Here is a 22915-nt window from a genome sequence, read left to right on the forward strand (position 1 = left end):
ATTGCGTTGCGCGTCAAATAAATGGCGTTATGCAGTTTAATTTCCGTTTAATAAATTCGCCTTTACATCATTATCCTGCGTCACTATACTCAGCCAAAATTTCAGTGAGGAAACACAATTGGACAGTTTTAGTTGTAGCGATATAAATAAGGCAAGCTGACCAATCCTCTTTTTGATTTGTTGCTTGCCGAAAACGGCGGGCAGCACCCCTCTCTTTTTATTCCGAGCTGTGCAAACCCGAATCTCATTGTTGTACCTGAGGCCCAATGGCATCAGGCGAATTGATTTGGACGTTATTATGGCAATTTGCAGTCACAGCCTTTTCCCTCCAGGCACCGACGCGTTCGTTCGCTAATATATTATTGGCGCAATTTAGCGTGTGCTAAAAAGCACATGATTTTATCTCCTGCAGTTTATTAAGGGGACAGTCATGGCTATGACTCCTTTTGTATTAAATTTATTACTGGCGATGAGCCTGGGCGCGGTTATTGGCGCCGAGCGGCAGTGGCGTCAGCGTATGGCCGGCCTGCGCACCAATGCGCTGGTGGCCACCGGTGCGGCGGTGTTTATCCTTAGCTCCATGTCCACCGATCCTTCCAGCGCCGGGCGGGTTGCCGCGCAGATTGTTTCCGGCATCGGCTTTCTAGGCGCTGGGGTGATCATGCGCGAAGGGCTGAACATCCGTGGCCTGAATACCGCCGCCACGCTGTGGTGCTCGGCGGCGATTGGCGTGCTGTGTGGCCTGGGGCAGTACTGGAATGCGGTACTGGCGACGCTGGTGATCCTGTGCGCGAATATTCTGCTGCGCGAAGCGGCGCAGCGCATCAATCTGCAACCTCAGCAACAGGCGACCGACCTGGAGCTGTGTTATCGCATTCAGGTTACCTGCGGCGAACAAGATGAAATACTGGTACGCACGCTGATATTGCAGGCGTTGAACGGCGTGGCACTAAGATTGCAATCTTTACGCAGCGCCGATATATCCATTCCCGGCCAGCTTGAGGTTTGTGCCGAGATAACGGCCAATCCCGCAGCGCAAAAAGAAATCGAGGGTATTGTCTGCCGCGTCAGCCTGGAAAAAAGCGTGAGCGCCGTACGCTGGCGAGTGGCTTCTGAATTACCCGTTTAATTCTTCATTAATATTCACTTCATTTGGTGGTAAGGAGGCGTCATGGACGATGATCCCATAATATTGATTGTTCGACGTGATTGCCTGTGGTTATAAATCCCGGCAATTACACTGATTAAATAAAATTCCACTCTGCGCTTATTCACCTGTTAATCAGGCGGGGTAACCCTGTGCGCAGAATAAGATAAGAGAATAGCGTTATGACCTATATTAATGACAACCTACGCCGTCGCGATAAAAAAGAGGCGCCTTACGCCATCGCGCAAGAAGCGAAAAACAGCGTCGATCAGACGCTGGCAAATTTAAAATGCAACCGTAATGGCCTGACCCAGGACGACGCCGATGAACGCCTGGAGCAATTTGGCGTTAATCAGGTTGCCCATGAGAAAGCGCCGCACGCGCTGGTGCAACTGATTGGCGCATTTAATAATCCATTTATCTTTGTTCTTATGGTGCTGGCTGCGATCAGTTTCTTTACCGATTACTGGTTGCCTCTCCGGCGCGGTGAAGAAACCGATCTCATTGGTGTGATCATCATACTGGTGATGGTTTCACTCAGCGGGCTGCTGCGTTTCTGGCAGGAATACCGGACCAACAAGGCAGCGGAAACGCTGAAATCGATGGTGCGCACTACCGCAACGGTATTGCGTCGCAGCAGCTACAGCGCGCAGCCTTTGACGCTGGAAGTGGCAATTCGCGAACTGGTGCCGGGAGATATCATCCAGCTTTCCGCCGGGGACATGGTGCCGGCGGACGTGCGCCTGCTTGCTTCACGCGATCTGTTCATCAGCCAGGCGATCCTGACCGGGGAGGCAATCCCGATCGAGAAATACGATGCGATGGGCAACGTCAGCCAAAAATCGAGCGAGGAGGAAGTCTCCAGCGAGCATGCGCTGTTGGAACTGCCGAACATCTGCCTGATGGGCACCAACGTCGCCAGCGGCACCGCCACGGCGGTAGTGGTGGCGACCGGCGGGCGCACCTATTTTGGCTCGCTGGCCAAGTCGATCGTCGGCTCCCGTTCGCAAACGGCCTTCGATCGTGGGGTGAACAGCGTCAGTTGGCTGTTGATCCGCTTTATGCTGGTTATGGTGCCGATTGTGTTGCTGATCAACGGCTTTACCAAGGGCGACTGGAGCGAAGCGGCGCTGTTTGCTTTGGCGGTGGCGGTGGGATTGACGCCGGAGATGCTGCCGATGATCGTCAGTTCCAACCTGGCGAAGGGCGCGATTGCCATGTCGCGGCGCAAAGTGGTGGTCAAGCGCCTGAATGCCATCCAGAACTTCGGTGCTATGGACGTACTCTGTACGGATAAAACCGGCACCCTGACTCAGGATCGCATTATCCTCGAGCATCATCTGGACGTCGGCGGCGCCAAAGATAATGAGGTGTTGCTCCTGGCGTGGTTGAACAGCGCCCACCAAAGCGGCATGAAAAATCTGATGGATCAGGCGGTGATCCGCTTCGGGCGCGGCAAGCCGGGCATCGAGGCGCTGGGGCGTTTTAGCAAGGTGGATGAGCTGCCGTTCGATTTTGTACGACGCCGTCTGTCGATCGTGGTGGCGGATGAAAATGGCCAGCAGCGGCTGATCTGCAAAGGGGCGGTGGAGGAGATGCTGGACATCGCCACCTACGTGCGCGAGGGGCAGCAGACGCTGGTGCTGGATGAGGCGCGGCGTGCGGCGCTGCAGGCGCTTGCCGCCCAGTATAATGAGGATGGATTCCGCGTGCTGGTGCTGGCGACGCGGGAGTTGGGTGAGCAGAAAGATCCCTTGCCGCTGAGCGTGGCCGATGAGCGCGATATGGTGATCCAGGGCGTCCTGACCTTCCTCGATCCGCCGAAGGAGAGCGCGCAGGAAGCAATAGCCGCACTACAGGAAAACGGCGTGGCGGTGAAGGTATTGACCGGCGATAACCCGGTGATCACCTGCAAGATTTGTCGCGACGTCGGGCTGGAGCCGGGCGAGCCGCTCTCCGGCCCGCAAATCGAACAGATGGACGATGAAACGCTGGCGCGTGAAGTGGAGCAACGCACGGTCTTTACCAAACTGACACCGCTACAGAAATCGCGGGTGTTGAAGATGTTGCAGGCGAATGGCCATACCGTCGGGTTCCTCGGCGACGGTATTAACGATGCTCCGGCGCTGCGCGATGCGGACGTCGGTATCTCGGTGGATACCGGCACCGACATCGCCAAGGAGTCGGCGGACATCATTCTGCTGGAAAAAAACCTGATGGTGCTGGAAGAAGGGGTCATCAAAGGCCGTGAGACCTTCGGCAATATCATCAAATACCTGAACATGACGGCCAGCTCCAACTTCGGCAACGTATTTTCGGTGCTGGTGGCCAGTGCGTTTATCCCGTTTTTGCCGATGCTGGCGATCCACCTGTTGATTCAGAACCTGATGTACGATATTTCCCAGTTGTCGCTGCCGTGGGACAAGATGGACAAAGAGTTCCTGCGCAAGCCGCGCAAGTGGGATGCGAAGAACATCGGTCGCTTTATGCTGTGGATTGGGCCAACCTCATCCATTTTTGATATCACCACCTATGCGCTGATGTGGTTCGTCTTCGCCGCCAACAGCGTCGAGCATCAGGCATTGTTCCAGTCCGGCTGGTTTATTGAAGGGTTGTTGTCGCAAACGCTGGTGGTGCATATGCTGCGTACCCAGAAGATCCCGTTCATCCAAAGTACCGCCGCATTGCCGGTTCTGCTGACCACGGCGCTGGTAATGGCGTTGGGCATTTATCTGCCGTTCTCGCCGCTGGGTGCCTGGGTCGGTTTGCAGCCCTTGCCGTGGGAATACTTCCCGTGGCTGGCCGGCACGCTGGTCAGCTACTGCGTAGTAGCGCAGATGATGAAGCGTTTTTATATTCGCCGCTTCGGTGAGTGGCTGTAATTACCCTGACCGCCGGGCGCAATGCCTGGCGGTTATAATAATTTTTTTACCAGCAGACCGAGCAAGATGGTCAGCGTAAAGGAAAACAGCGTGCCGAGCAGCACATACTCGGTACGCATTTTGTCATCGCTCTGTCGCAGGTCGCCAAAGCGAAAAATAGACTTTGCGGCCAGCAAAAAGCCGATCGCCGGAATTTGGCCGATCAGCACAAACGTCAGTATCAGCGTTCTTTCCAGGTAGCCAATCTGCTTGCCTGCGCGTAACAGCGAATCGCTATCGGCTTTGGCCGAGGGCGGCATTTGCGGCGTCCAGTGCGCCAGCAATTGCCCAATCAGAACGCCCATCGGCATATAAATCACTAAATACGCCAATAACATCAGCCCAAACTGCCCGCCGGTAGCGGCGGCGCCAAGCGTGGCTATCAGGTTGCGGGGTTCTGGCACCAGGCACAGCCACAGCAGAACAATCACCGTCAGATGCAGGCATTGATCGAGAAGAAAGCCGCCGGCCCGGCTGAGGCGTGCCAGGAGGGTGACTTTCAGCAGGTCGATAATATAGTGGCTGATAGCGATAACCAGCAAAGTAGCCAGCGCGGCGGCGGCGGTGAGCCCGCCATGCAGCAGACCGAAACTCGCCACCGCACAGGCGGCCAATATACCGTGCAGCAAGGCATGCAACAGCAGGAAACGCGAACGCGCGCGACGGCGAATTTTATCCTCCACCCAACTGAGCGGTTGCAGCGGGAAATCGGCCAGCAAATGTACAATAAGCAACCAGGTCAGCAACGGCGCGTAGGTTAAATCCATCTTCAGGTGATCCTGTTAATCGCGTGAATAAATCGCATGATCTCCTCATAGGCTGCGCGTTTTAGCGTTGCGGAGACCGTGGATGCGGCTTTATGCAGTTTCTCGGCCACTTCCAGGTTGGTGGCGGCAAACATCCGCGCCTGCACTATCTGCGCCTCGGTCTGCGACAGACGGCCAATGACATGATCTAACATTGGCAACAGATCGCTGACAATGGCATTCGTCTCGGCATTGTCATTTTTCAGAGCCAGCCTGCAATTTTTATCCAGGCTGTCCAGCGCGTGGCCGGAATTCACAAAGGCGCTGGCATAACCGGCCGCTCGCTCCTGGCCGTCTCCCAGGCCTACCGCGATGCGGGCGTCCCACTGGCCGGCGTCCATTGCTTTGAGTGCGATACGGATATATGCCGCCAGCAGCAGGCCGGATTGCGATTCGGCCACCGCCTGGAAGCCATCGCCGCGGAAAATCTCGAACCGCTGTATAAGCTTGGCCTGTTGCAGCCGGTTGAGCAGGGCATTTAGCCCGGTAATGTAATTTGCGGTGTCGAATTGCCGGGAGTTGACCAGATCGCCGGTGATTACGCTGAGTTGCGTTTGCATGCTTTTCTCTGCTCTGAAGCGATAATTTACCGTTAAAATTCGCACCTAAATACGAATATGTCAATTATTCGTATCTGAATGCGAATTTAGCGTTTATTCGCTTCTAAAGGCGAATTATTCGCGCAATTTAAGAACGTTATGGATCAGCGCAATAAGGGGTTTTTCCCTCCGCGCCAGAGCGACGCCGAGCAGGATCAGCCCGACACCCAAGATCTGCGCACCGACCGGAGCGCCGCTGTCGCGCAGGCGATCGATGACGACGCCCGCTAACATTTGGCCGCTGATAATCAGCAGTGCGGCGCGCAGAGTGCCAAGGCGCGGCAGCACGTAACTGTTCAGCGCCACGAACAGCGCGCCGATGACCCCGCCTAAATAGGCTCCCCACGGGGCGTGACCAAGGGAGAGGCCATTGAACCCGCCGCCTACCGCCAGCAGCAGGCTGAGGAACAAAAAACCGACGATGTGATTGCAGAGCGAGGCCTGGAAAGCGCCGCGACTTAACGCCAGGCGGCCATTGACCGCGCGGCTGATGCTGATGCAGACGCCATTGAACAGCGCGAGGAGTACCAAGGTTAGCATGGCGGTTATCTCAGAAAAATAAGCAGGGCGCAGCCGGCGAGGATCAGCAGCGTGGCGATAATGTCGTTGATGCGCAGGCGGCGTTGAATGACGCCAAACCAGCCGCGGCTGTCGGAAAGCATGCCGAACAGCACCTGACCGGTAAGCATGAGCGCCAGGCTACCGGCAAGCGCCAGCGGGCTATTGACGGTGATGGCGGCCACTATCACGGTCAGGGCACCCGGAATACCGCCCAAATAGGCCCAGCGGGGGGGCGCCGTCGCAGGAGAGAGGGGCGTACGGTGGCGCAGCAACAACAGCAGCAACAACCAGGCGGCGATCGCGCCAACGCCATGAGCCACCCAGGAAGCGAATAGCGGGCTGTTATAGCTCGCCAGTCCGCTGTTGACGCTGATCATCAGGGCCAGCAAAGCACCGGCGGCTAACGCCAGCAAAGGATCGGAGAAACGTCCGCGTATCATCATGTCAGGTTCCCTTTTTACAGTGACGAACAGCCTACATTGTTTTTGTTATCGTCATAATCCACTACAATGGAAACTCATTGTTGAGTAAAAGTTGACGATAAATGACCGATAATTTTGCGGCTATCCCGTTGTTTGTAGCGGTAGTGGAATGCGGCAGTTTTTCAGCGGCCGGCCAGCGGCTGGGCATTACCAAGTCTGCGGTAAGTAAACGCATTACCCAACTGGAAGGCTCGCTGGGCGTGCAGTTGCTGCATCGCACCACCCGCAGCCTGAGCCTGACCGAAGCGGGCGAGCAGTATTTTGGTTATGCGCGGAACGCCTGTGCGGTGGCGCAGGAAGGGGAAGACGCCATCACGCGATTGCAGGGGCAGCCGCAGGGCATTTTGCGGCTCAGCGTGCCGATGGTGTTCGGCCGTTTGCACATTGCGCCGTTGATTCCGGTTTTTTTGGCCGCCTGCCCGGAGGTGGAAATCAATATGATGATGGACGATAAGCTGGTCGATCTGGTGGAGGGGGGCTATGACCTGGCGATCCGCATTGGCCGGCTTGCCGATTCGAGCCTGATTGCCCGGCGTATCGCGCCTTGCTACAGCGTATTGTGCGCTGCGCCGGCTTATCTGACGCGCTGCGGCACGCCAAAGGATCTGGTGCAGTTGGCGCAGCATAACTGCCTGTTTTACAGCTACTACCGTGCTGGCAGCGAATGGCAGTTTCAGGGGCCTGAAGGGGCGGTACGTTTTCAGCCGAGAGGGAATTACCAGGTGAATAACAGTGAGGCGCTACGTGAAGCGTTGCTCGCCGGCCTGGGTGTTTGTCAGATGCCGACCTTTATCGTCGGAGACGATCTTGCGCAGGGGCGGCTGATCGAACTGTTGCCGGATCACAAGCTGCCGGAACACGCGATTTATGCCGTGTACCCGGAACGCAAACACGTGCCGGCGAAAGTCATGGCCTTTGTCGATTTCCTGCTGGCACACTTGGGTGGGGAACGGCCTTATTGGGACGTTCAACGTCAGACATGAAAGCGCATTGTCATTCAGCCGGGAATACGCACGCCTGTTTGGCATGCCACCGGCGAAGGCTGAGGTGGGGTTTAAAAGCTTTTTACCAACACTTCGCGCGGTTGCTCGGCGCCGTGCTTCAGCAAGTATTCAAAAGATCTTTCGCTGCTTTTCAACTGCTGCAGAAATTCTTGCGGCGACAGATCGTGTTTTTTGCCGCTCATATAAGCCAGCGCCAGTTCTTTTGCCTGATAGCGTGAGAAATTGTACATCGTGCCCCCGGTGAGAATAAATGGTGTTTTGTTAAGGCTGATTGTAGGGGAATAGCACGTAATGAACAGTCGCTTTGGCGTATGGAATCGATAGCTGAAACCTGTGTGGTGGTGAGCCGTTTTAATGCGGCGGCTGCAACAGTTCGTGGCAGAGTTGTTTGATCACTTCCTTTTGCTGCAGGCCGTTATGCCGCAGGCGGCGTATGCGGTCCGCATCGTTCAGCGCGATCTTGACGTAATGCTCAACATCATCGAGCAGCGCGTTTTCTTCGCTGTTTTGCACGCCAGGCCGAAGGGCGACGAGTGTGGCCAGCATATGCGATGTCAGGCTGCAGCGGCGCAGCGTGGCGGGATCCACATAGTCGGCGCCAAAGCCGTGGCGGCAGGCATTGATCTTGTTGTAGTTGGTAAAGGCGACATATTCCGCAACAACCCTTTGTCTGTTATCCAACAGGTATCTGGCCAGCAGCCGGCAGTAACCGGCTAATGTGGCCGCATGGTGAATATGCAACGGCGTATCGCAGACCCTGACTTCCACCGTACCTAACTCCGGTTTTGGACGCACGTCCCAATAAATATCCTTGATACCTTCAATCACCCCGGCACTGGTAAGTCTTTCATAATAAACAGTGAATTCGTCCCAATTATAGATTTGCTCAAGGCAGCCGTAGTTGGGGAAAGAGTTTTGTGCGCTGAAACGGGAACTGGCAAACAGGGTATCGACGCCCTGGTAGAGTGGCGAAGAGGCGCTCAAGGCAATCAGATGCGGCAAATAGGGCGTCATGGCATGGCACAGATACATAGCCTCGTCACCGTCGTTGACACCGATATGGATATGTTGGCCGAACACGCAGGCCAGCTTGGAGAGGTAGCCAAAGCGGCTGGCCAGCAATGTGTAGCGTTCGGAGTCGGTAATGACCTGTTGACGCCAGTCGTTGCTCAGATGGCGGCCTCCACCGCAGACGTCGCAATCAATGCGCTGTGCGCTTGCGCGTATCTTCCCGGTCAGCTCGTTCAGCTCTGCCAACAGTTCGCCGATATCGGTATGCACCGAACTGTTTAACTCCACCATCGATTTGGTCAGCTCGTGCTTGACGCGTTTTTTGTCGTCGACATCCACCACCACCCGGTCGGCCTTGTGCGACAGATCGTAGCTGTCATTGTCCACCAGTTGCAGTTCTATCTCCGTGCCAAGGGTAAGCCTTTCCGAACATTTGAAGGGTAGCGACATCACACATCTCCAAAACTGCGGCGGTGTACTCAGTATAGTGCGTCAGTAGGGCCTTGACGTTCGCGGATGCTTTGTAAAAGGGCTATTATATTTGATTATCCATATGTGTTGTTGACATCGCCCGGCTGCGAATTATGATGGGGGTTATCATTCGGAGAGAAATCTATGCCATCACTGACACCGCTGAAACTGTTTAAAAATCTGTCGGACGACACCCGGTTGCACCTGGTGTTATTGTTGCGCCAGGCAGGGGAACTGTGCGTATGCGAGCTGTCCGGTGCGTTAGACGAGTCGCAGCCCAAAATTTCCCGTCATCTCGCTATGCTGCGTGAAAGCGGCCTGTTGCTCGATCGCCGTGAAGGTAAGTGGATCTATTACCGGTTGTCACCGCATATGCCGGCCTGGGCTGCGGCGATTATCGATCAAGCCTGGCTCAGCCAGCAGCAACGGTTCAGCGAACTGGCGCAGCAAGCCGCAGCGGGTGGCCGGGCGCTTTGCCGGTAACGTTAAAAAAATTTGTTTTTATATATTCGAAAAAACATATGTATTTGTGGCGTGATGCGCCAGGGAGCGATGATGGTACTGGCTGGGGCAATTTTTATTCTGACACTCATTTTGGTGATCTGGCAGCCAAAAGGGTTGGGCATTGGCTGGAGCGCCTCGCTCGGGGCGGTGCTGGCGCTGCTGACTGGCGTGGTGCATCCCGCTGATATTCCGCTGGTTTGGCACATTGTCTGGAACGCCACGGCGACCTTTATCGCGGTGATCGTCATCAGCCTGTTGCTGGATGAATCCGGTTTCTTTGAGTGGGCGGCGTTGCACGTTGCGCGCTGGGGCAAGGGCAAAGGGCGGTGGTTGTTCACCTATATTGTGTTGCTGGGGGCCAGCGTGGCAGCGCTGTTCGCCAACGACGGCGCGGCGCTGATCCTTACGCCGATTGTGATTGCGATGCTGCTGGCCTTGGGGTTCAGCTCGGGCGCCACGCTGGCGTTCGTGATGGCGGCGGGATTTATTGCCGACACAGCCAGCCTGCCGCTGGTGGTCTCTAATCTGGTGAACATCGTCTCGGCGGATTTTTTCAAGCTGAGCTTTACTCAGTATGCCGCCGTGATGGTGCCGGTGGACATTGCCGCCATTGTCGCAACGTTGGTGATGCTGCACCTGTATTTTCGCAAGGATATTCCGGTGAGCTATGATCTGGCGCTGCTGCGACCGCCACGCGAGGCGATCCACGATTTACCGACCTTTAAAGCCGGTTGGGGTGTGCTGGCCTTGCTGCTGGTGGGTTTCTTTGGCCTGGAGCCGCTTGGCGTACCGGTCAGCCTGGTCGCCGCCGTGGGGGCGTTGATCCTGCTGGCAGTGGCGAAAAGGGGGCATGCGATTGATACCGGTAAAGTGTTGCGTGGTGCGCCCTGGCAGATCGTGGTTTTCTCGTTGGGCATGTACCTGGTGGTCTACGGCCTGCGCAACGCGGGATTAACCGACCTGCTGTCCGGTATGCTGGATAGCCTGGCCGAGCGGGGGCTGTGGGTGGCCACGTTGGGGACCGGCTTTCTGGCGGCGTTCTTGTCTTCGATCATGAATAACATGCCGACGGTGCTGGTGGGTGCGCTGTCGATCGACGGCAGCAACGCGGACGGCGTGATCAAGCAGGCGATGATTTACGCCAACGTAATAGGCAGCGATCTGGGGCCGAAAATTACCCCGATCGGCAGCCTGGCTACGCTGCTGTGGCTGCATGTGCTGTCGCAGAAAAATATCGTCATCACCTGGGGATATTACTTCCGGGTGGGGATAGTGATGACACTTCCGGTGTTGTTTGTCGCGTTGGCCGCTCTGGCCCTGCGCCTGTCGCTTTAGTGTTAACAAGAGAGAACCCCATGAGCCAGATAACCATTTACCATAACCCGGCCTGCGGCACCTCGCGCAATACGCTGGCATTGATCCGTAACAGCGGCGTGGAGCCTGCGGTGATCTTGTATCTGGAGACGCCGCCCAGCCGTGACCAATTGGTCAAACTGATTGCCGATATGGGCATTTCCGTGCGCGAGTTGCTGCGCAAAAACGTCGAACCTTACCAACAACTGGGGCTGACGGACGCACAGTGGAGCGATGCTCAACTGATCGACTTTATGTTGCAGCAGCCGATTTTGATTAACCGGCCGATAGTAGTGACGCCGTTAGGCACGCGGCTGTGCCGTCCGTCGGAGGCGGTGCTGGATATCCTGCCGGATCCCCAGCAGGGTCCGTTCAGCAAAGAAGACGGCGAGCCGGTGATTGATGCGCAGGGGCAACGAATCACGGGAAAATGACAGGCCCGCCGGCCCGTCAATCCTTCTCGGTGAGGAACTCGATAACGCTTTGGCCGAACGCTTCCGCGCAGGCCACGTTGGAAATATGCGAGGCCGGCAAGACGCTTAACCGGGCATGCGGCGCGTTGGCGACCAAAAATTCGGCGTCCGCCACGGTGGTGACCGGATCATGCTCCCCCGCAATGACCAACATCGGCCGCGGCATCTGGCGGGTTTGGTCACGAAGATCGGCCTGCGCCAGTGCATCGCAGCAGGCTGCGTAACCGGCGGCGTCGCCTGCTGCCAGCCCGTCAACCAGCGCAGCAACCTGCTGCGGCGAGCGCTGCAAAAAGGCTTCGGTGAACCAGCGTGAAGGGGATGCGGCGGCCACCGCCGCCAACCCCTCGCAACGCACTTGTTGCGCACGCAACTGCCAGCCTTCAGCGCTGCCGATGCGCGCGGCGGTATTCGCCACCACCAGGCGATCGATGCGTTGCGGGTGGTAGCGGTTGAGCCACAGCCCGGTCAGCCCGCCCATCGAAATGCCGCAAAAGTGGGCGCTTGGCGCACCCAGCCGGTCGAGCAGGGCGACAACGTCATTGCCCAGCGTTTCCAGCCGCAGCGGGGTTTCCGGCAAGGGGGTTGCACCGTGGCCGCGTTGGTTGTAGCGCAACACGCGAAAGTGTTCGCACCATGCCGGCAACTGCGCCTGCCACATGTCGAAGGTGGTGCCGAGCGAGTTGGACAGCACCAACAGCGGCGCACCTGCGCGGCCATCGAGGCGATAGTCGATGGCCATATTCATACCCGCTCGATGATCAGCGCAATACCTTGGCCAACGCCGATGCACATGGTGCATAACCCGTAGCGTCCCCGTGTTTTCTGCAATTGCCAGGCGGCGTTCATCACCAGCCTGCCACCGGAAGCACCCAGCGGATGGCCCAGCGCAATCGCGCCGCCGTTTGGGTTCACCTGTGCGGCGTCGTCACTCAGTCCCAGCTCACGAGTCACCGCCAGCGCCTGCGCTGCAAAGGCTTCGTTAAGTTCGATAACGTCCATTTGATCGAGCGTCAGACCGGCGATTTTCAGCACTTTGCGCACCGCCTCTGTCGGCGCAAAGCCCATAATCGAAGGTTCAATGCCGGTCACGGCGCTGGCGACAATGCGCGCCATTGGCTCCAAGCCGTGGCGGGTTACTCCGCGCTCTCCGGCCAGCAACAGTGCGCAGGCACCGTCGTTCAGCCCGGAGGCATTACCGGCGGTGACGGTACCTTGCGGATTAACTACCGGTTTCAACTTCGCCAGTGCCTCGAGCGTAGTGGCGCGCGGATGTTCATCCTGGCGGAACAGCAGTGGGTCGCCTTTTTTCTGCGCCAGACTGACTTCGATCAGTTGCTCGGCAAAGAAACCGCTTTCCTGGGCCGCTGCGGTGCGTTGCTGGCTGCGCAGGGCGAAAGCATCCTGATCCTGGCGGCTAATGCCAAACTTCAGGGCTACGTTTTCAGCGGTCTGCGGCATAGAGTCCACGCCGTATTGCGCCTGCATTTGCGGATTGATAAACCGCCAGCCCATGGTGGTGTCTTCTATTTTCATCGCCCGGCTAAAGGCGCTCTCCGCTTTGCCCATCACAAACGGCGCCCGCGACATGCTTTCCACGCCACCGGCAATCATCAGCTCACTTTCACCTGTCTTGATGGCGCGGGCCGCCATCGCCACAGCATCCAGGCTGGAGCCGCACAGACGATTGAGGGTGCAACCGGGGATCTGCACCGGCAGGCCGGCCAGCAGCAGCGCCATGCGTGCTACGTTGCGGTTATCTTCTCCCGCCTGGTTGGCGCAGCCGAGCAACACGTCGTCTACCGCGCTCCAGTCAAGCTGCGGGTGGCGCGCCTGTAGCGCTTTCAGCGGCAGGGCGGCCAGATCGTCGGCGCGGACAGTGGCGAGACTGCCGTTCAGACGGCCAAAAGGCGTACGAACGGCGTCACACAGATAGGCTGGATTCATGCGTTGGTTCTCCGTGCTGAAGGACAAAGGTCAACTCGACCGGGGTGACTTCCTGTAATTGCTGCGGGGTCAGCCCGCCGAATATTTCGCGTACCACCAGGCCCTGAGGCGTAACGTCCATCACTGCCAGATCGCTGTAGATGCGGTCAATGCAGCCGACGCCGGTCAGAGGATAGGTACAGTGGCGGACAATCTTGCATTCGCCTTTTTTGGTCAGATGCTCGGTCATCACAAAGACCTGGCGTGCGCCAATCGCCAAATCCATCGCGCCGCCGACTGCCGGAATGGCCCCCGGTGCGCCGGTGCTCCAGTTGGCCAGATCGCCCTGTTCGGAGACCTGATAAGCACCCAGTACGCAGATATCCAGGTGGCCGCCGCGCATCATGGCGAAAGAGTCGCCGTGATGGAAAAAGCAACCGCCTTTCAGCAGTGTGACCGGCTGTTTGCCGGCGTTGATCAGATCAGGATCCTCCAGCCCCTCTGCCGGTGCAGGGCCCATGCCGAGGATGCCGTTTTCGCTGTGCAGGAAAATTTCTTTGTCCGTCGGCAGGTAGTTGGCGATCTGCGTCGGGATGCCGATGCCCAGATTCACATAGGCGCCTTCCGGGATGTCGCGCGCAATGCGCTCGGCCAACTGCTGATGAGTGAGTTTTGACATAAGTCCGTTCCTTAAGCCGACAGTTGCGCTGCGCTTGCCGGGGAAGTTACCAGGCGTTGCACGAAGATCCCCGGCGTGATGATGGTTTCAGGATCCAACTGGCCCAGGGGCACCAGCTGATTGATTTCAGCGATGGTGCAATGGGCGGCCATCGCCATGATCGGCCCGAAGTTGCGCCCGGTTTTGGAATACAGCAGGTTGCCCCAGCGGTCGCCTTTTTCAGCCTTGATCAGAGCAAAATCGGCCTTTAGCGGCAGTTCGAATACGTACTGGCGGCCGTCTATCTCACGGGTTTCCTTGCCTTCCGCCAGTTTGGTGCCGTAACCGGTCGGCGTGTAGAAGCCGCCGAGGCCGGAACCGCCGGCCTGAATGCGGGCGGCCAGATTGCCCTGAGGGATCAGCTCCAGTTCCAGTTCGCCGCGGCGGTACAAATCGTCAAATACCCAGGAGTCGGACTGGCGCGGGAAAGAGCACACCACTTTGCGCACGCAGCCGGCCTTCAGCAGCGCGGCCAGGCCGAAATCCCCGTTACCGGCGTTATTGCTGATCAGCGTCAGCTCGCGCGGGCGGTGGCGGATCAGCGCATCCAGCAGGGCGCAGGGTTGGCCGGCAGGGCCAAAACCACCGACCATGAGGGTGGCGCCATCCGGTATATCGGCGACGGCGGCGTCTGCGGATGCCACGTTTTTATCGATCATCAGCTCTCCTGAGTAGGCTACGGTTAATTCAGCGTCACACTTACTGGTTCTGGCTCTAAATTAAATGATGAAAAATACAGCGACAAGTGCGAATATCAGCGTATTGTGCGATTATCGAAACATTGGTGGTTGAGCTGCTCATTTTGTGATGCAGGTAACTAAATCGATATTTGGCGTTGTTTCGGCACTGTTTTAGGCACTTCGGGCGTATCAACCCAGGCGTCATCGAAAGAAGGGAGGATCAGGATGGGTGATGTTTCGGAATTTGGCGGCGGGGAGTTGCGCCGGCTGCAGGAGATCGGCGATTTAAGCAACGAGAGGTACAAGGGCGATCCCAACTTTATGGCTTCGCTGGCCCGGGGGTTAGAGGTGTTGCAGGCCTTCCAGCCGCAGTATTCGCAGATGTCGGTTTCCGAAATCAGCCAGATTACCGGTATTCCGCGCGCTGCGGTGCGCCGTTGCCTGTACACTCTGCGGGCGCTGGGTTTTGTGCATTGCCCCGACGGCCGACATTATCGGTTGCTGCCTCGGGTGCTGACCATCGGCCACGCTTATCTTTCCTCTTCCGAACTGGCGAAGGCGGCGCAGAATTCGCTGGATTACCTTAGCAAGCTGCTCAACGAGTCCTGCTCGGTGGCAACGCTCGACGGCGACAACATTTTGTATATCGCTCGCGCCTCGGTGAAGCGCATCATGACGATTGATCTGGGGCGCGGCAGCCGCTTGCCGGCCTACGCCACGTCAATGGGGCTGGTTTTGCTCAGTGCGCTGAATGAGGAACAACTGGAGGATTATCTGTCGCGGGTGAGCTTCGAACCACTGACCGAGCACACCGTGACCAGCGCGGAACAGTTGCGTGAACAGTTGGCGAAAGTGCGCAGGCAGGGGTATGCCATCAACGATCAGCAACTGGAGATTGGCCTGCGTTCGATTGCGGTGCCGATGCATTCGCGCAAGGGCGGCGGCGTGGTGGCGGCAATGAACGTGGGGGTCAATGCTTCGCAAATTTCCTCGGCGGAGCTGCGTGAACGGGTGCTGCCACAGCTGCAACGCGCGGCGATGGAACTGGCGCTGCTGCTGTAGCCGCTTTGTGAGTCTGCCCATAATTACGATGAAACAGTTCCGCGCTTATAAAACAAAAGGTGTCGGGCTAGTGATTGCGTTAATTACTAAAGATGCATCACTTGTCAAGTGTTATATTACCCCGTGCATCAGATGAAATCGAAAACTCTGCCGTAATCAAATGTGAATCATTTGGATTTAACGAATTCACATCATAGGCTAACGAATAGTGTTTTTTAGGCTGGAAAATATAACCAAATACAGGTAGGCATTTACCTTTTTCGCTATATTCAGGCATGTCATCAAGCGTTTTAATTAGTTTGTCGCCTGTATCACTGTAAATTTGAATGGCTGTAATTTTCTCTCCAGGGTTCATTGGAGACACCACACAGATTCCGTTATCTTTAACCGTTATGGTTGTAGGGATACGTGAAACCACTTTATCACCGAGGCCAGGGCATCCTGCCAATAAAAATACGGCCGCTAAAAGAAAAAAATCCTTCATACCTATCATGATCTCTTGCCCATAATGATTTTCTGATAGAGCGAGTTAATATCACGCAAGCTATCAGTTCCCTTGTATTTCCCCATGCGCCCTGGTTTCTGATAGTAACGCCAAGTCTCAATACCATAGACTAACAACAGCCAATAGTCAGCCATAATCGAGGCTTGTTGTTCCAGTGAGTAATCAGTAATTTTTTGTTTATCAAGGCAGTAATAATAATCAGCGGCCCAACTAAACAAACCACGCATCCGTACCCATTGCCCATGCTGGTGTTGCCACACATGGCCTAGCTCATGAATAAAGAGGTGCTTGTCTTCGATAAAAACCGTATTTGCGGAAAAATCCTCTCTGTACAATTCTTGTCTGAACCATAACTCTCCGTTCGGAGTCATAGCATAATCTTTGTTTTGCAGCCCAAACGGAAGATAACTGTCACAGTGGATCCAGATGCGACTGTACGCAATAGCATCAGCATAGACCCGCCGAGCCATTGCAATTTCACCCAACGTCATACGCCGCAGTTTTCCTTCCTCTGTTTGTACACTCACATTTCACTCCATGATGTTCGTTTACGGGTATTGGTCGCTAAAATATGGAAAAATTTACACACTAAGTTCCATTTTATGAATTTGATTAACACCAAATTAATCAGCATATTAGTGAGGGTTTGAGAGGGTTTTCCATAGCCTTTTATCTAGGTGATGCCGTGGAAATGAAAATTAACCCATCCTTTGGTTGAATTTCTATCATACCCCGATAGTTATTAATTAACTAGGATGTTTATTTCATGAATAATTACATTTGAATTTATAAAAAGTAATTTATGTGCCTTATTTAGTGATGAGGTGTTTATTAATGGTTTGCCGCGCCATTAATAAACTGAATGTGAAAATGTTCAGGTAGGACGATTTTAATTAAAATGCGTCAATCCCCGAGCGGTGGATGCCTCTCAGAGGGCGTTTTGAGGTGACGTTTATAATAAACCCCCCCGACCATCAAGGCTGAGGGGTAGTTAAGATGTCCGAAACTCGCTATCAGATTAATCGTTCTGCGGAATTTCACCCGGCGATCATGCCAAATCCTGTGCACATTACGGCTTAATCGCGCTTTCACTGCCGCTGATTGGCAACACAAAACTGAAGCAACTGCCGCAGGGTTCCGCCGCCTGCGCTTTCAGCGCGCCCCGATGGCGTTCAATAATGGCGTGGCTGATGGTCAACCCCATCCCCATTCCTTGTGCTTTTGTGGTGTAGAAAGAATCGAAAACCCGTTCCATTACGTCAGGATCCAGCCCGACGCCGTTGTCCATTATGCGTAGCTCAACCCTGCCGTCATCTGGGTTCAACGTGGTTATCCTAAGCGTTCGCGCACGATCGCTCACTTCCGACAGGGCTTCTATCGCGTTCATCACCAGGTTAATCAACACCTGCTGGATCTGAACGCTATCGCCAAAGATGAAGCTGTCGGCGGCCTTCAGTTCATACTCAACCGCCACGCGGCGCTGCTCAATTTCGCTGCGCGACAGGGTCATGATATGGCGGACAAGATAGTGCAGATCGATACGAGAAAAGACCGGCTCCTGCTTGCGCGTCAGGGTTTGCAGGCTGCGAATGATTTCACCTGCGCGCTGGCCTTCTGTAATGATCTCCTCCAGCCCCGTACGAATATTGTCATGCCGGACAGGGTCGTGGTTCAACCAGCGCAGGCTTGCCCCGGCATTCGAGACAATCGACATCAAGGGTTGATTGATTTCGTGCGCAATGGACGAGGTCAACTGGCCGACGGTGGTCGCGCGGGAAACGCGGGCCAGCTCGGCCTGGGCCACTCTGACGGCGTCTTCCGTCTGCCGCTGAGCAGTAATGTCGGTGATGGTGCCGTAGTATTCGTAGACCTCGGTGCCCACGCCGACCGGGTTACCGATGCCCAATATGTAGCGGCAAACGCCATCCGCGCTCATGATGCGAAACTCGGCCCTGAGGGGCTGCCCGTCTCTCACCCCGTCGGTGACGACGGTGCTGACTCGCGCATAGTCGTCCGGGTGAACGAAGGTAAGAAACTCGGCCATAGAAATCATTTTCTGCTTTTCGGGCAGGCCGAGAATACGGGCATATTCTTCGGACATGAACATCAGATCCTGCTCCAGCTCCCAGCGCCAACTGCCGGTATGACTGATCTGCTCGCCCAGCATCAGCGAGGTCTGGCTTGCTCTGAGCTCTTTCTCCACTCGCCTGCGCTGAATGTTCTCCTCAAGCAATTCGGCATACAGTCTTGCGGTTTCGAGCGATACTGCGGCATGCGCGCCGAGCAGGTTAACCACTTTCGAATGCTCGGCGGTGAAGATTTCAGGCATTAAGCGGTTTTCGAGGTACAACACGCCGACCAGCCGCGCCTGCTTGAACATCGGCACGCACAAAACGGCGGCGCCGGAAGTCACGAGGTAAGGATCCTGTGAGAAAGGGCTGAATTCTTCCGGCTTGCCGGTGCGTATTTCTTGCCCGGTGCGGATCACGGCGGACAGTATCGACAGCGGCATGTCGGTGGCCATCGGCACATCTTTTATAATCCGTACCCTGACGCCGTCGCTGCCGGTATAGGCGCTCGCCTCGATTTCAGGAATGTTGTTATCCAATATGCGGATCAACAGGCCGCGCTGGGCACCGGCACGTTCCAGCAGCATGGTCATCAGTATCTGAATAAGCCGTTCCAGATTGATCTCTTCAGACAGGGCACGCGATGCTTTGATGACACTCTGCAGATCGCGGATTTCTTCATTCTGGGCAAAGGCGATGGTGTCATAAGGCGTTGCCTGGCCAGGGGACACCAGATGGGGATAAGCCTGCTTCAGCTGATTCACCTTGGCCTGCGCACCTGCGCGCCCCCATGCCGCCATTGCGCCCCGAAAGTGAGCATCGGCGGCAGTATGGTAGCCGCAACTGAGCGCGAAGCGACCCGCGAGTTCATGAGCCAGCGCATTGCTGGGGTTGAAACCCGAGTCCCGCGAGAGCCTTACCGCTTTTTCATACTGTTCGAGTGCAATGCTGTTCATGCCGTCAAGGCGGACAATCTCCGCATACACCAGCGCCTCTTTGTCGGCGAATGTGCCCGGATTAATGCGCGCCCAGAGCGCGATTTTGTCATGGTGCTTTTGCAGTTTCCGCCGGTGTTCAACGGAGAAGGTATCCGGTGTCAGTTGAGCGCTTAACGTCAGCGCGCTGTACAGATGCAAATCCAGCAGGTGGATATGCCCCGGCGCAGACCAGGAAAAGGACTCAGCTTGTTTCAGCGACTCTTCCGCCTGCGGGTATTCGCCGGCGACAAAATGCGTCATGCCCCGATACAGCCAGAACCAGAACATCATGGTGGACATTTGCTGCGGCGCCTGTTCCGGCGCGGTCGGCAGCAGCGAGTCAGGCAGCGCATCCATGCCGCCCCAGGCTCCTGGCGATACCCCGCGCAAATGCTCAACATAATGCCGCTGGATCAACATAATGCGCTCAACGTCCGGAAAATGGGATTTCCGCACAAAGGCCAGCCCCCGTTCGATGCTGATCAGCACGTTATCCAGATGATCGCCGCGGCTTAAAAAGTTAATGATCTGATGACAGGCGGCAAAAGAGGCGACGGTTAGATCACCGTGCGTCACCGCCGCCGTGAAGCAGGCTTTGGCGCATTCGGTGGTGTAGGAGAGCGGCTGGGTCCAGACGCTCAACTGATCGAGCGGCAGCAGCGTTTTCGCTTCGTAAACGCTGTAACCGTGGCGCGTCACGAGTTCACGGGCCAGTACCGCGTATTTAAAGCCCAACCGATATTCGTCATAGCGGTGACCAATCAGCACGCCAAACCAGCCCATCGCCGACGTTGAGGCGCCGGTAATGCCGTGTTCCAGCGTCAGATGCAGCATCTGGCACAGCAACATGAAGTGCAGACGTGGGCTGATGAAGCTGGCGGACAGACCGGCACGGGCCAGCAAACTCATCGCGGCTTCCGTTTCAGGACTGGCCATGAGCGGCAATTGATTGAAAATAGCGGCCGGGTTCTCACCGATACGGGCGTGGAGCATTTTCCAGGCCGCCTCGCATTCCGCATCGTCGGGGTATCGGTTAAGCGTAATACCGGATACCGTCAGCCAGCTTAATGCGGTCTCCAGTGCCAGCGGGTTATCCGACTGGCGCATATGCACTTCCGCCAGCAAATTGGCCGCGGAGATTTTTTCCGCCAACCCGCCAGGCGAAGCCAGCAACCGGTCGCTCAAATGCCGCGCCGCGACCAGGTTACCCAGCAAAAACGCACACTCGGCTTCCTCCAGCTCCAGCGCGAAATCGGAGGCATTATCAGACGCAGGGCCGCCGAGTGCACGGGCGGTCTGTAGATATCGCTGTGCGGAGAGGTAGTCCCCGGAACGCTTCGCGCGGCGGGCCGCCAGCATGCTCAATTCACGGAACATTTTGCGCTGTTGCGGCGGCTGTACGCAGTCAATGGCTGCGGACACATGGTGAATGGCGCGGAACAGCATCTCATTGCCCGCCGCCTGGCGTGAAGCTTCGGCCAGCAGGCTTGCCGTCGTGAGGTGCAGATGCCCCCGTTCGCCGGCATCCAGCAGGGCGAAGGCCGCTTCCTGCACGCGATCGTGGGGGAACGTATAGGTGTCGGCAGACAGGGTAATCAACTGGGCGATAACCGCAGGGTGCAGTTGATAGCGGATATCCGTATCGGAGAGGTTCAGGACGCGGCTAATGGTGCCAAGCTCGCCGCTGCTGCCCAGGCAGGCCAGGCTGCCTAACAGCTTGCGGGTTTCTGCGGGCATTTTCTCCAGTTGCTGCAATACCAGGCCGACGACGTTTTCGGTGTAATGGCGTGCCTGAATGGTCGGCACGTCGTAATACCACTTGCCTTGATACTTGTTGTGCGTCACCAGGCCGTCATCGACGATGCGTTTGAAAAACTCATGCACGAACAGCGGGTTGCCGCCGGTTTTTTCATGTATCAGACGAGCCAGGTCGAGGGTGCCGGTTGAGCGCCGCTGGAAGACGTCGGCCAGCCAACGAGCGACGGCTTTAACCGAGAGCGGCGCCGGTATGATGTCGATTTTACGTTGAGCCGCATCGCGGAGCCGGCCCAGCGCCTCAGACATCGAAAGGTTGTCCGTTGAAGAGGGATCGCGCAGGGCAACCACCAACAGCAACGGCAGCGCATCGCTGTTTTTAAGCAGATATTCCAGCACCTGCAAGCTGGCGACATCGATCCAGTGAATATCGTCAATCAGCAGCACCAGCGGGCAGCCGGGGGTGGCAAAGGTATTGACCAGGCTGACTATCATAAGATTAAAGCGGGCTCGGGCATCGGTCGACAGCGAGTCGGGGGCCTGCCGGGATTTCCGCTCCAGCAACAGACCCAGTTCCGGTACCAGGTTAATGGCCAGCCCCTCGTAACCGTCCAGCGTGCGCGCCAGGCGGGTTTTCCAGAGAACGACATCTTCTGCCGGCAATCCCAGCAGTTTCAGGGTCAGCGCCCGGAAGGCGGAGGTCAGCACCCCATAAGGCAGCGACGATGAGAACTGGTCGACTTTACCCACGGCCAGCAGCGTGCGCCGGTTTTTCAGCTCTTTTAACGCTGAGGCGATCAGCGAGGATTTGCCGATGCCCGAAGGCCCGCTGATGACCGCAAGCGTGTGGGTTCCGCTCTGATTGACCTTGTCGAACGCGGCGACAAGCTCGCGGCTCTGTGGATGGGGGGTGTACAACGTCTCGGCGAGATGAAACTCAGGTGCGCGATCCTGCAACCCGGGAGGAAAAGGCATGATGTCATTGTCATCGGTCAGGGTGGCCTGACAGCGGCGCAGGTCAGCGACCAGCCCGTCGACCGTCTGGTAACGGTTATCGGGCGACTTGGCCAACAACCGCAGGACCAGCGTTGAAAGCATGGCCGGTATCTGTTCGCGCAGCAGATGAGGCGGGCGTGGCTCCGAAGCGATATGGTGATGCGCCCATTCCGCCAGGCCGCCTTCGCTGAGGTCGAAGGGCAAAGAGCCGGTCAGCAGCTCATAAAAAACGATGCCAAGGCTATAGAGATCGCTGCGGCTGTCCACCGATCTTTGCGTGCGCGAGGTATGTTCGGGTGACATATAGGCGAGCGTGCCGCCAAAAAACGGCAGGCGGGTTTGTTTTAACTCTTCCGCAGTGCCCGTCGTAAGACCAAACCCGGCAAGGCGGCATGAGGTATCGCCCTGGATAAAGATGTTACCCGGCTTGATATCGCCGTGGATCAGGTTGTGCCTGTGCATCTGACGCAGTGGGGCACATATCCGGATGGCAAGCTCCAGGAAGCTGGCCATGCAGACCATCGGCTGCCCCGTTATGCGGGCCAGGGAATCAAAGGCAAAAGACGGATAGACCAGCGCGTATCGGCCGCGATACTGCGTGCAGGCGGCGGGTTTTACCGCCCAGGCGTCGGACAGGTAGGGACGCAGCAGAAATTCATTTTTCAGCAGTTGCGTCGCGTCCGCTTCCGCCTCATCGCTGACCGCAGTGGCGAGGATGAAAGCCCCGCTCGAAAAAGGGTGCCGCCCGTTCATCCAGACGATGCAGCCCTCCTGAACCAGGGGGGTAAAAATGACATCATCCTTAAATGCAAAAAACTGCCCATCCTGAAAATCAGGAAGGGCAGCCCGGTCTGGCGGTATCAGCGGATCATTCATTCGGCTCTCTCGCAGGAAGCGG

At 56.6% G+C, this 22915-nt stretch carries 20 protein-coding genes; 7 read left to right on the forward strand and 13 right to left on the reverse strand.

The window, feature by feature from the left end:
• Nucleotides 1-430 precede the first annotated feature (430 nt).
• Together SPL01S_RS01490 and mgtA are read left to right on the forward strand one after the other, a co-directional pair.
• Nucleotides 431-1129, forward strand: a complete 699-nt coding sequence (locus SPL01S_RS01490) for an MgtC family protein (protein WP_004946253.1) — start codon at nt 431-433, stop codon at nt 1127-1129.
• Nucleotides 1130-1329: 200 nt separating this feature from the next.
• Nucleotides 1330-4029: a magnesium-translocating P-type ATPase gene (gene mgtA, locus SPL01S_RS01495; protein ID WP_063197158.1), complete on the forward strand. Its 2700-nt coding sequence runs from the start codon at nt 1330-1332 to the stop codon at nt 4027-4029.
• 32 nt (nt 4030-4061) lie between these two features.
• On the opposite strand, the gene SPL01S_RS01500 is transcribed toward mgtA, so the two are convergent.
• From SPL01S_RS01500 to SPL01S_RS01515, 4 genes are all read right to left on the reverse strand, one after another.
• A complete protein-coding gene (locus SPL01S_RS01500; protein WP_063197160.1) occupies nt 4062-4835 on the reverse strand; it encodes a DUF3307 domain-containing protein in 774 nt (257 codons plus the stop codon).
• Nucleotides 4836-4837: 2 nt separating this feature from the next.
• A complete protein-coding gene (locus SPL01S_RS01505) occupies nt 4838-5434 on the reverse strand; it encodes a hypothetical protein (RefSeq protein ID WP_063197162.1) in 597 nt (198 codons plus the stop codon).
• Between the two features lie 114 nt (nt 5435-5548).
• Complete coding sequence (locus tag SPL01S_RS01510) at nt 5549-6013, reverse strand: DMT family transporter (protein WP_063197164.1); 465 nt, start codon at nt 6011-6013, stop codon at nt 5549-5551.
• 5 nt (nt 6014-6018) lie between these two features.
• Nucleotides 6019-6477, reverse strand: a complete 459-nt coding sequence (locus tag SPL01S_RS01515) for a DMT family transporter (RefSeq protein ID WP_063197166.1) — start codon at nt 6475-6477, stop codon at nt 6019-6021.
• Nucleotides 6478-6578: 101 nt separating this feature from the next.
• Here SPL01S_RS01515 and SPL01S_RS01520 point away from each other — a divergent pair, with 101 nt between their 5' ends.
• Nucleotides 6579-7499 carry a LysR family transcriptional regulator gene (locus SPL01S_RS01520; protein WP_062871231.1) on the forward strand — a complete coding sequence of 307 codons (921 nt, stop codon included), beginning with the start codon at nt 6579-6581 and terminating at the stop codon, nt 7497-7499.
• 71 nt (nt 7500-7570) lie between these two features.
• On the opposite strand, the gene SPL01S_RS01525 is transcribed toward SPL01S_RS01520, so the two are convergent.
• A complete protein-coding gene (locus SPL01S_RS01525; RefSeq protein WP_004946232.1) occupies nt 7571-7750 on the reverse strand; it encodes a hypothetical protein in 180 nt (59 codons plus the stop codon).
• 121 nt (nt 7751-7871) lie between these two features.
• The gene (locus SPL01S_RS01530) at nt 7872-8981 is read right to left on the reverse strand and encodes a YbdK family carboxylate-amine ligase (RefSeq protein WP_063197168.1); all 1110 of its coding nucleotides are present in this window, start codon (nt 8979-8981) and stop codon (nt 7872-7874) included.
• A gap of 165 nt (nt 8982-9146) precedes the next feature.
• Between SPL01S_RS01530 and SPL01S_RS01535 the strand changes: the two genes are divergently transcribed.
• From SPL01S_RS01535 to arsC, 3 genes are all read left to right on the forward strand, one after another.
• Nucleotides 9147-9485, forward strand: coding sequence for a metalloregulator ArsR/SmtB family transcription factor (locus SPL01S_RS01535; RefSeq protein ID WP_063197170.1), 339 nt, complete (start codon nt 9147-9149; stop codon nt 9483-9485).
• Between the two features lie 72 nt (nt 9486-9557).
• On the forward strand, nt 9558-10841 hold the full coding sequence (locus SPL01S_RS01540) for an arsenic transporter (RefSeq protein ID WP_063197172.1): 1284 nt from the start codon (nt 9558-9560) through the stop codon (nt 10839-10841).
• A 20-nt stretch (nt 10842-10861) separates the two neighbouring features.
• Nucleotides 10862-11293: a glutaredoxin-dependent arsenate reductase gene (arsC, locus tag SPL01S_RS01545; RefSeq protein WP_063197174.1), complete on the forward strand. Its 432-nt coding sequence runs from the start codon at nt 10862-10864 to the stop codon at nt 11291-11293.
• A gap of 16 nt (nt 11294-11309) precedes the next feature.
• On the opposite strand, the gene pcaD is transcribed toward arsC, so the two are convergent.
• The 4 genes from pcaD to SPL01S_RS01565 are packed head-to-tail and all read right to left on the reverse strand — an operon-like array spanning nt 11310 to nt 14632.
• Nucleotides 11310-12077 carry a 3-oxoadipate enol-lactonase gene (gene pcaD / locus SPL01S_RS01550; protein ID WP_063197176.1) on the reverse strand — a complete coding sequence of 256 codons (768 nt, stop codon included), beginning with the start codon at nt 12075-12077 and terminating at the stop codon, nt 11310-11312.
• Complete coding sequence (gene pcaF, locus SPL01S_RS01555; protein ID WP_063197178.1) at nt 12074-13276, reverse strand: 3-oxoadipyl-CoA thiolase; 1203 nt, start codon at nt 13274-13276, stop codon at nt 12074-12076. The genes pcaD and pcaF overlap by 4 nt, the downstream gene beginning before the upstream one ends.
• The gene (locus SPL01S_RS01560) at nt 13254-13934 is read right to left on the reverse strand and encodes a 3-oxoacid CoA-transferase subunit B (RefSeq protein ID WP_063197180.1); all 681 of its coding nucleotides are present in this window, start codon (nt 13932-13934) and stop codon (nt 13254-13256) included. Before SPL01S_RS01560 ends, pcaF begins: the two co-directional genes overlap by 23 nt.
• An 11-nt stretch (nt 13935-13945) precedes the next feature.
• The gene (locus SPL01S_RS01565) at nt 13946-14632 is read right to left on the reverse strand and encodes a 3-oxoacid CoA-transferase subunit A (protein ID WP_013813536.1); all 687 of its coding nucleotides are present in this window, start codon (nt 14630-14632) and stop codon (nt 13946-13948) included.
• A gap of 246 nt (nt 14633-14878) precedes the next feature.
• On the opposite strand from SPL01S_RS01565, the gene SPL01S_RS01570 reads away from it, so the two are divergent.
• Nucleotides 14879-15715, forward strand: coding sequence for an IclR family transcriptional regulator domain-containing protein (locus SPL01S_RS01570; protein ID WP_006326175.1), 837 nt, complete (start codon nt 14879-14881; stop codon nt 15713-15715).
• A 97-nt stretch (nt 15716-15812) separates the two neighbouring features.
• Here SPL01S_RS01570 and SPL01S_RS24280 read toward each other — a convergent pair whose 3' ends face one another.
• The 3 genes from SPL01S_RS24280 to SPL01S_RS01580 all read right to left on the reverse strand — a co-directional run bounded on the left by SPL01S_RS24280 (nt 15813) and on the right by SPL01S_RS01580 (nt 22893).
• Nucleotides 15813-16199: a putative T6SS immunity periplasmic lipoprotein gene (locus tag SPL01S_RS24280; RefSeq protein ID WP_073972008.1), complete on the reverse strand. Its 387-nt coding sequence runs from the start codon at nt 16197-16199 to the stop codon at nt 15813-15815.
• A 5-nt stretch (nt 16200-16204) separates the two neighbouring features.
• Nucleotides 16205-16747 (reverse strand): type IV secretion protein Rhs, encoded by a 543-nt coding sequence (locus SPL01S_RS01575; RefSeq protein WP_081113132.1) that lies wholly within the window; start codon nt 16745-16747, stop codon nt 16205-16207.
• Nucleotides 16748-17289: 542 nt separating this feature from the next.
• The gene (locus SPL01S_RS01580; RefSeq protein ID WP_063197184.1) at nt 17290-22893 is read right to left on the reverse strand and encodes an ATP-binding sensor histidine kinase; all 5604 of its coding nucleotides are present in this window, start codon (nt 22891-22893) and stop codon (nt 17290-17292) included.
• Between the last annotated feature and the right edge of the window lie 22 nt (nt 22894-22915).

It is taken from the genome of Serratia plymuthica NBRC 102599, from assembly GCF_001590925.1.
In the GTDB taxonomy this organism is placed as follows: domain Bacteria; phylum Pseudomonadota; class Gammaproteobacteria; order Enterobacterales; family Enterobacteriaceae; genus Serratia; species Serratia plymuthica.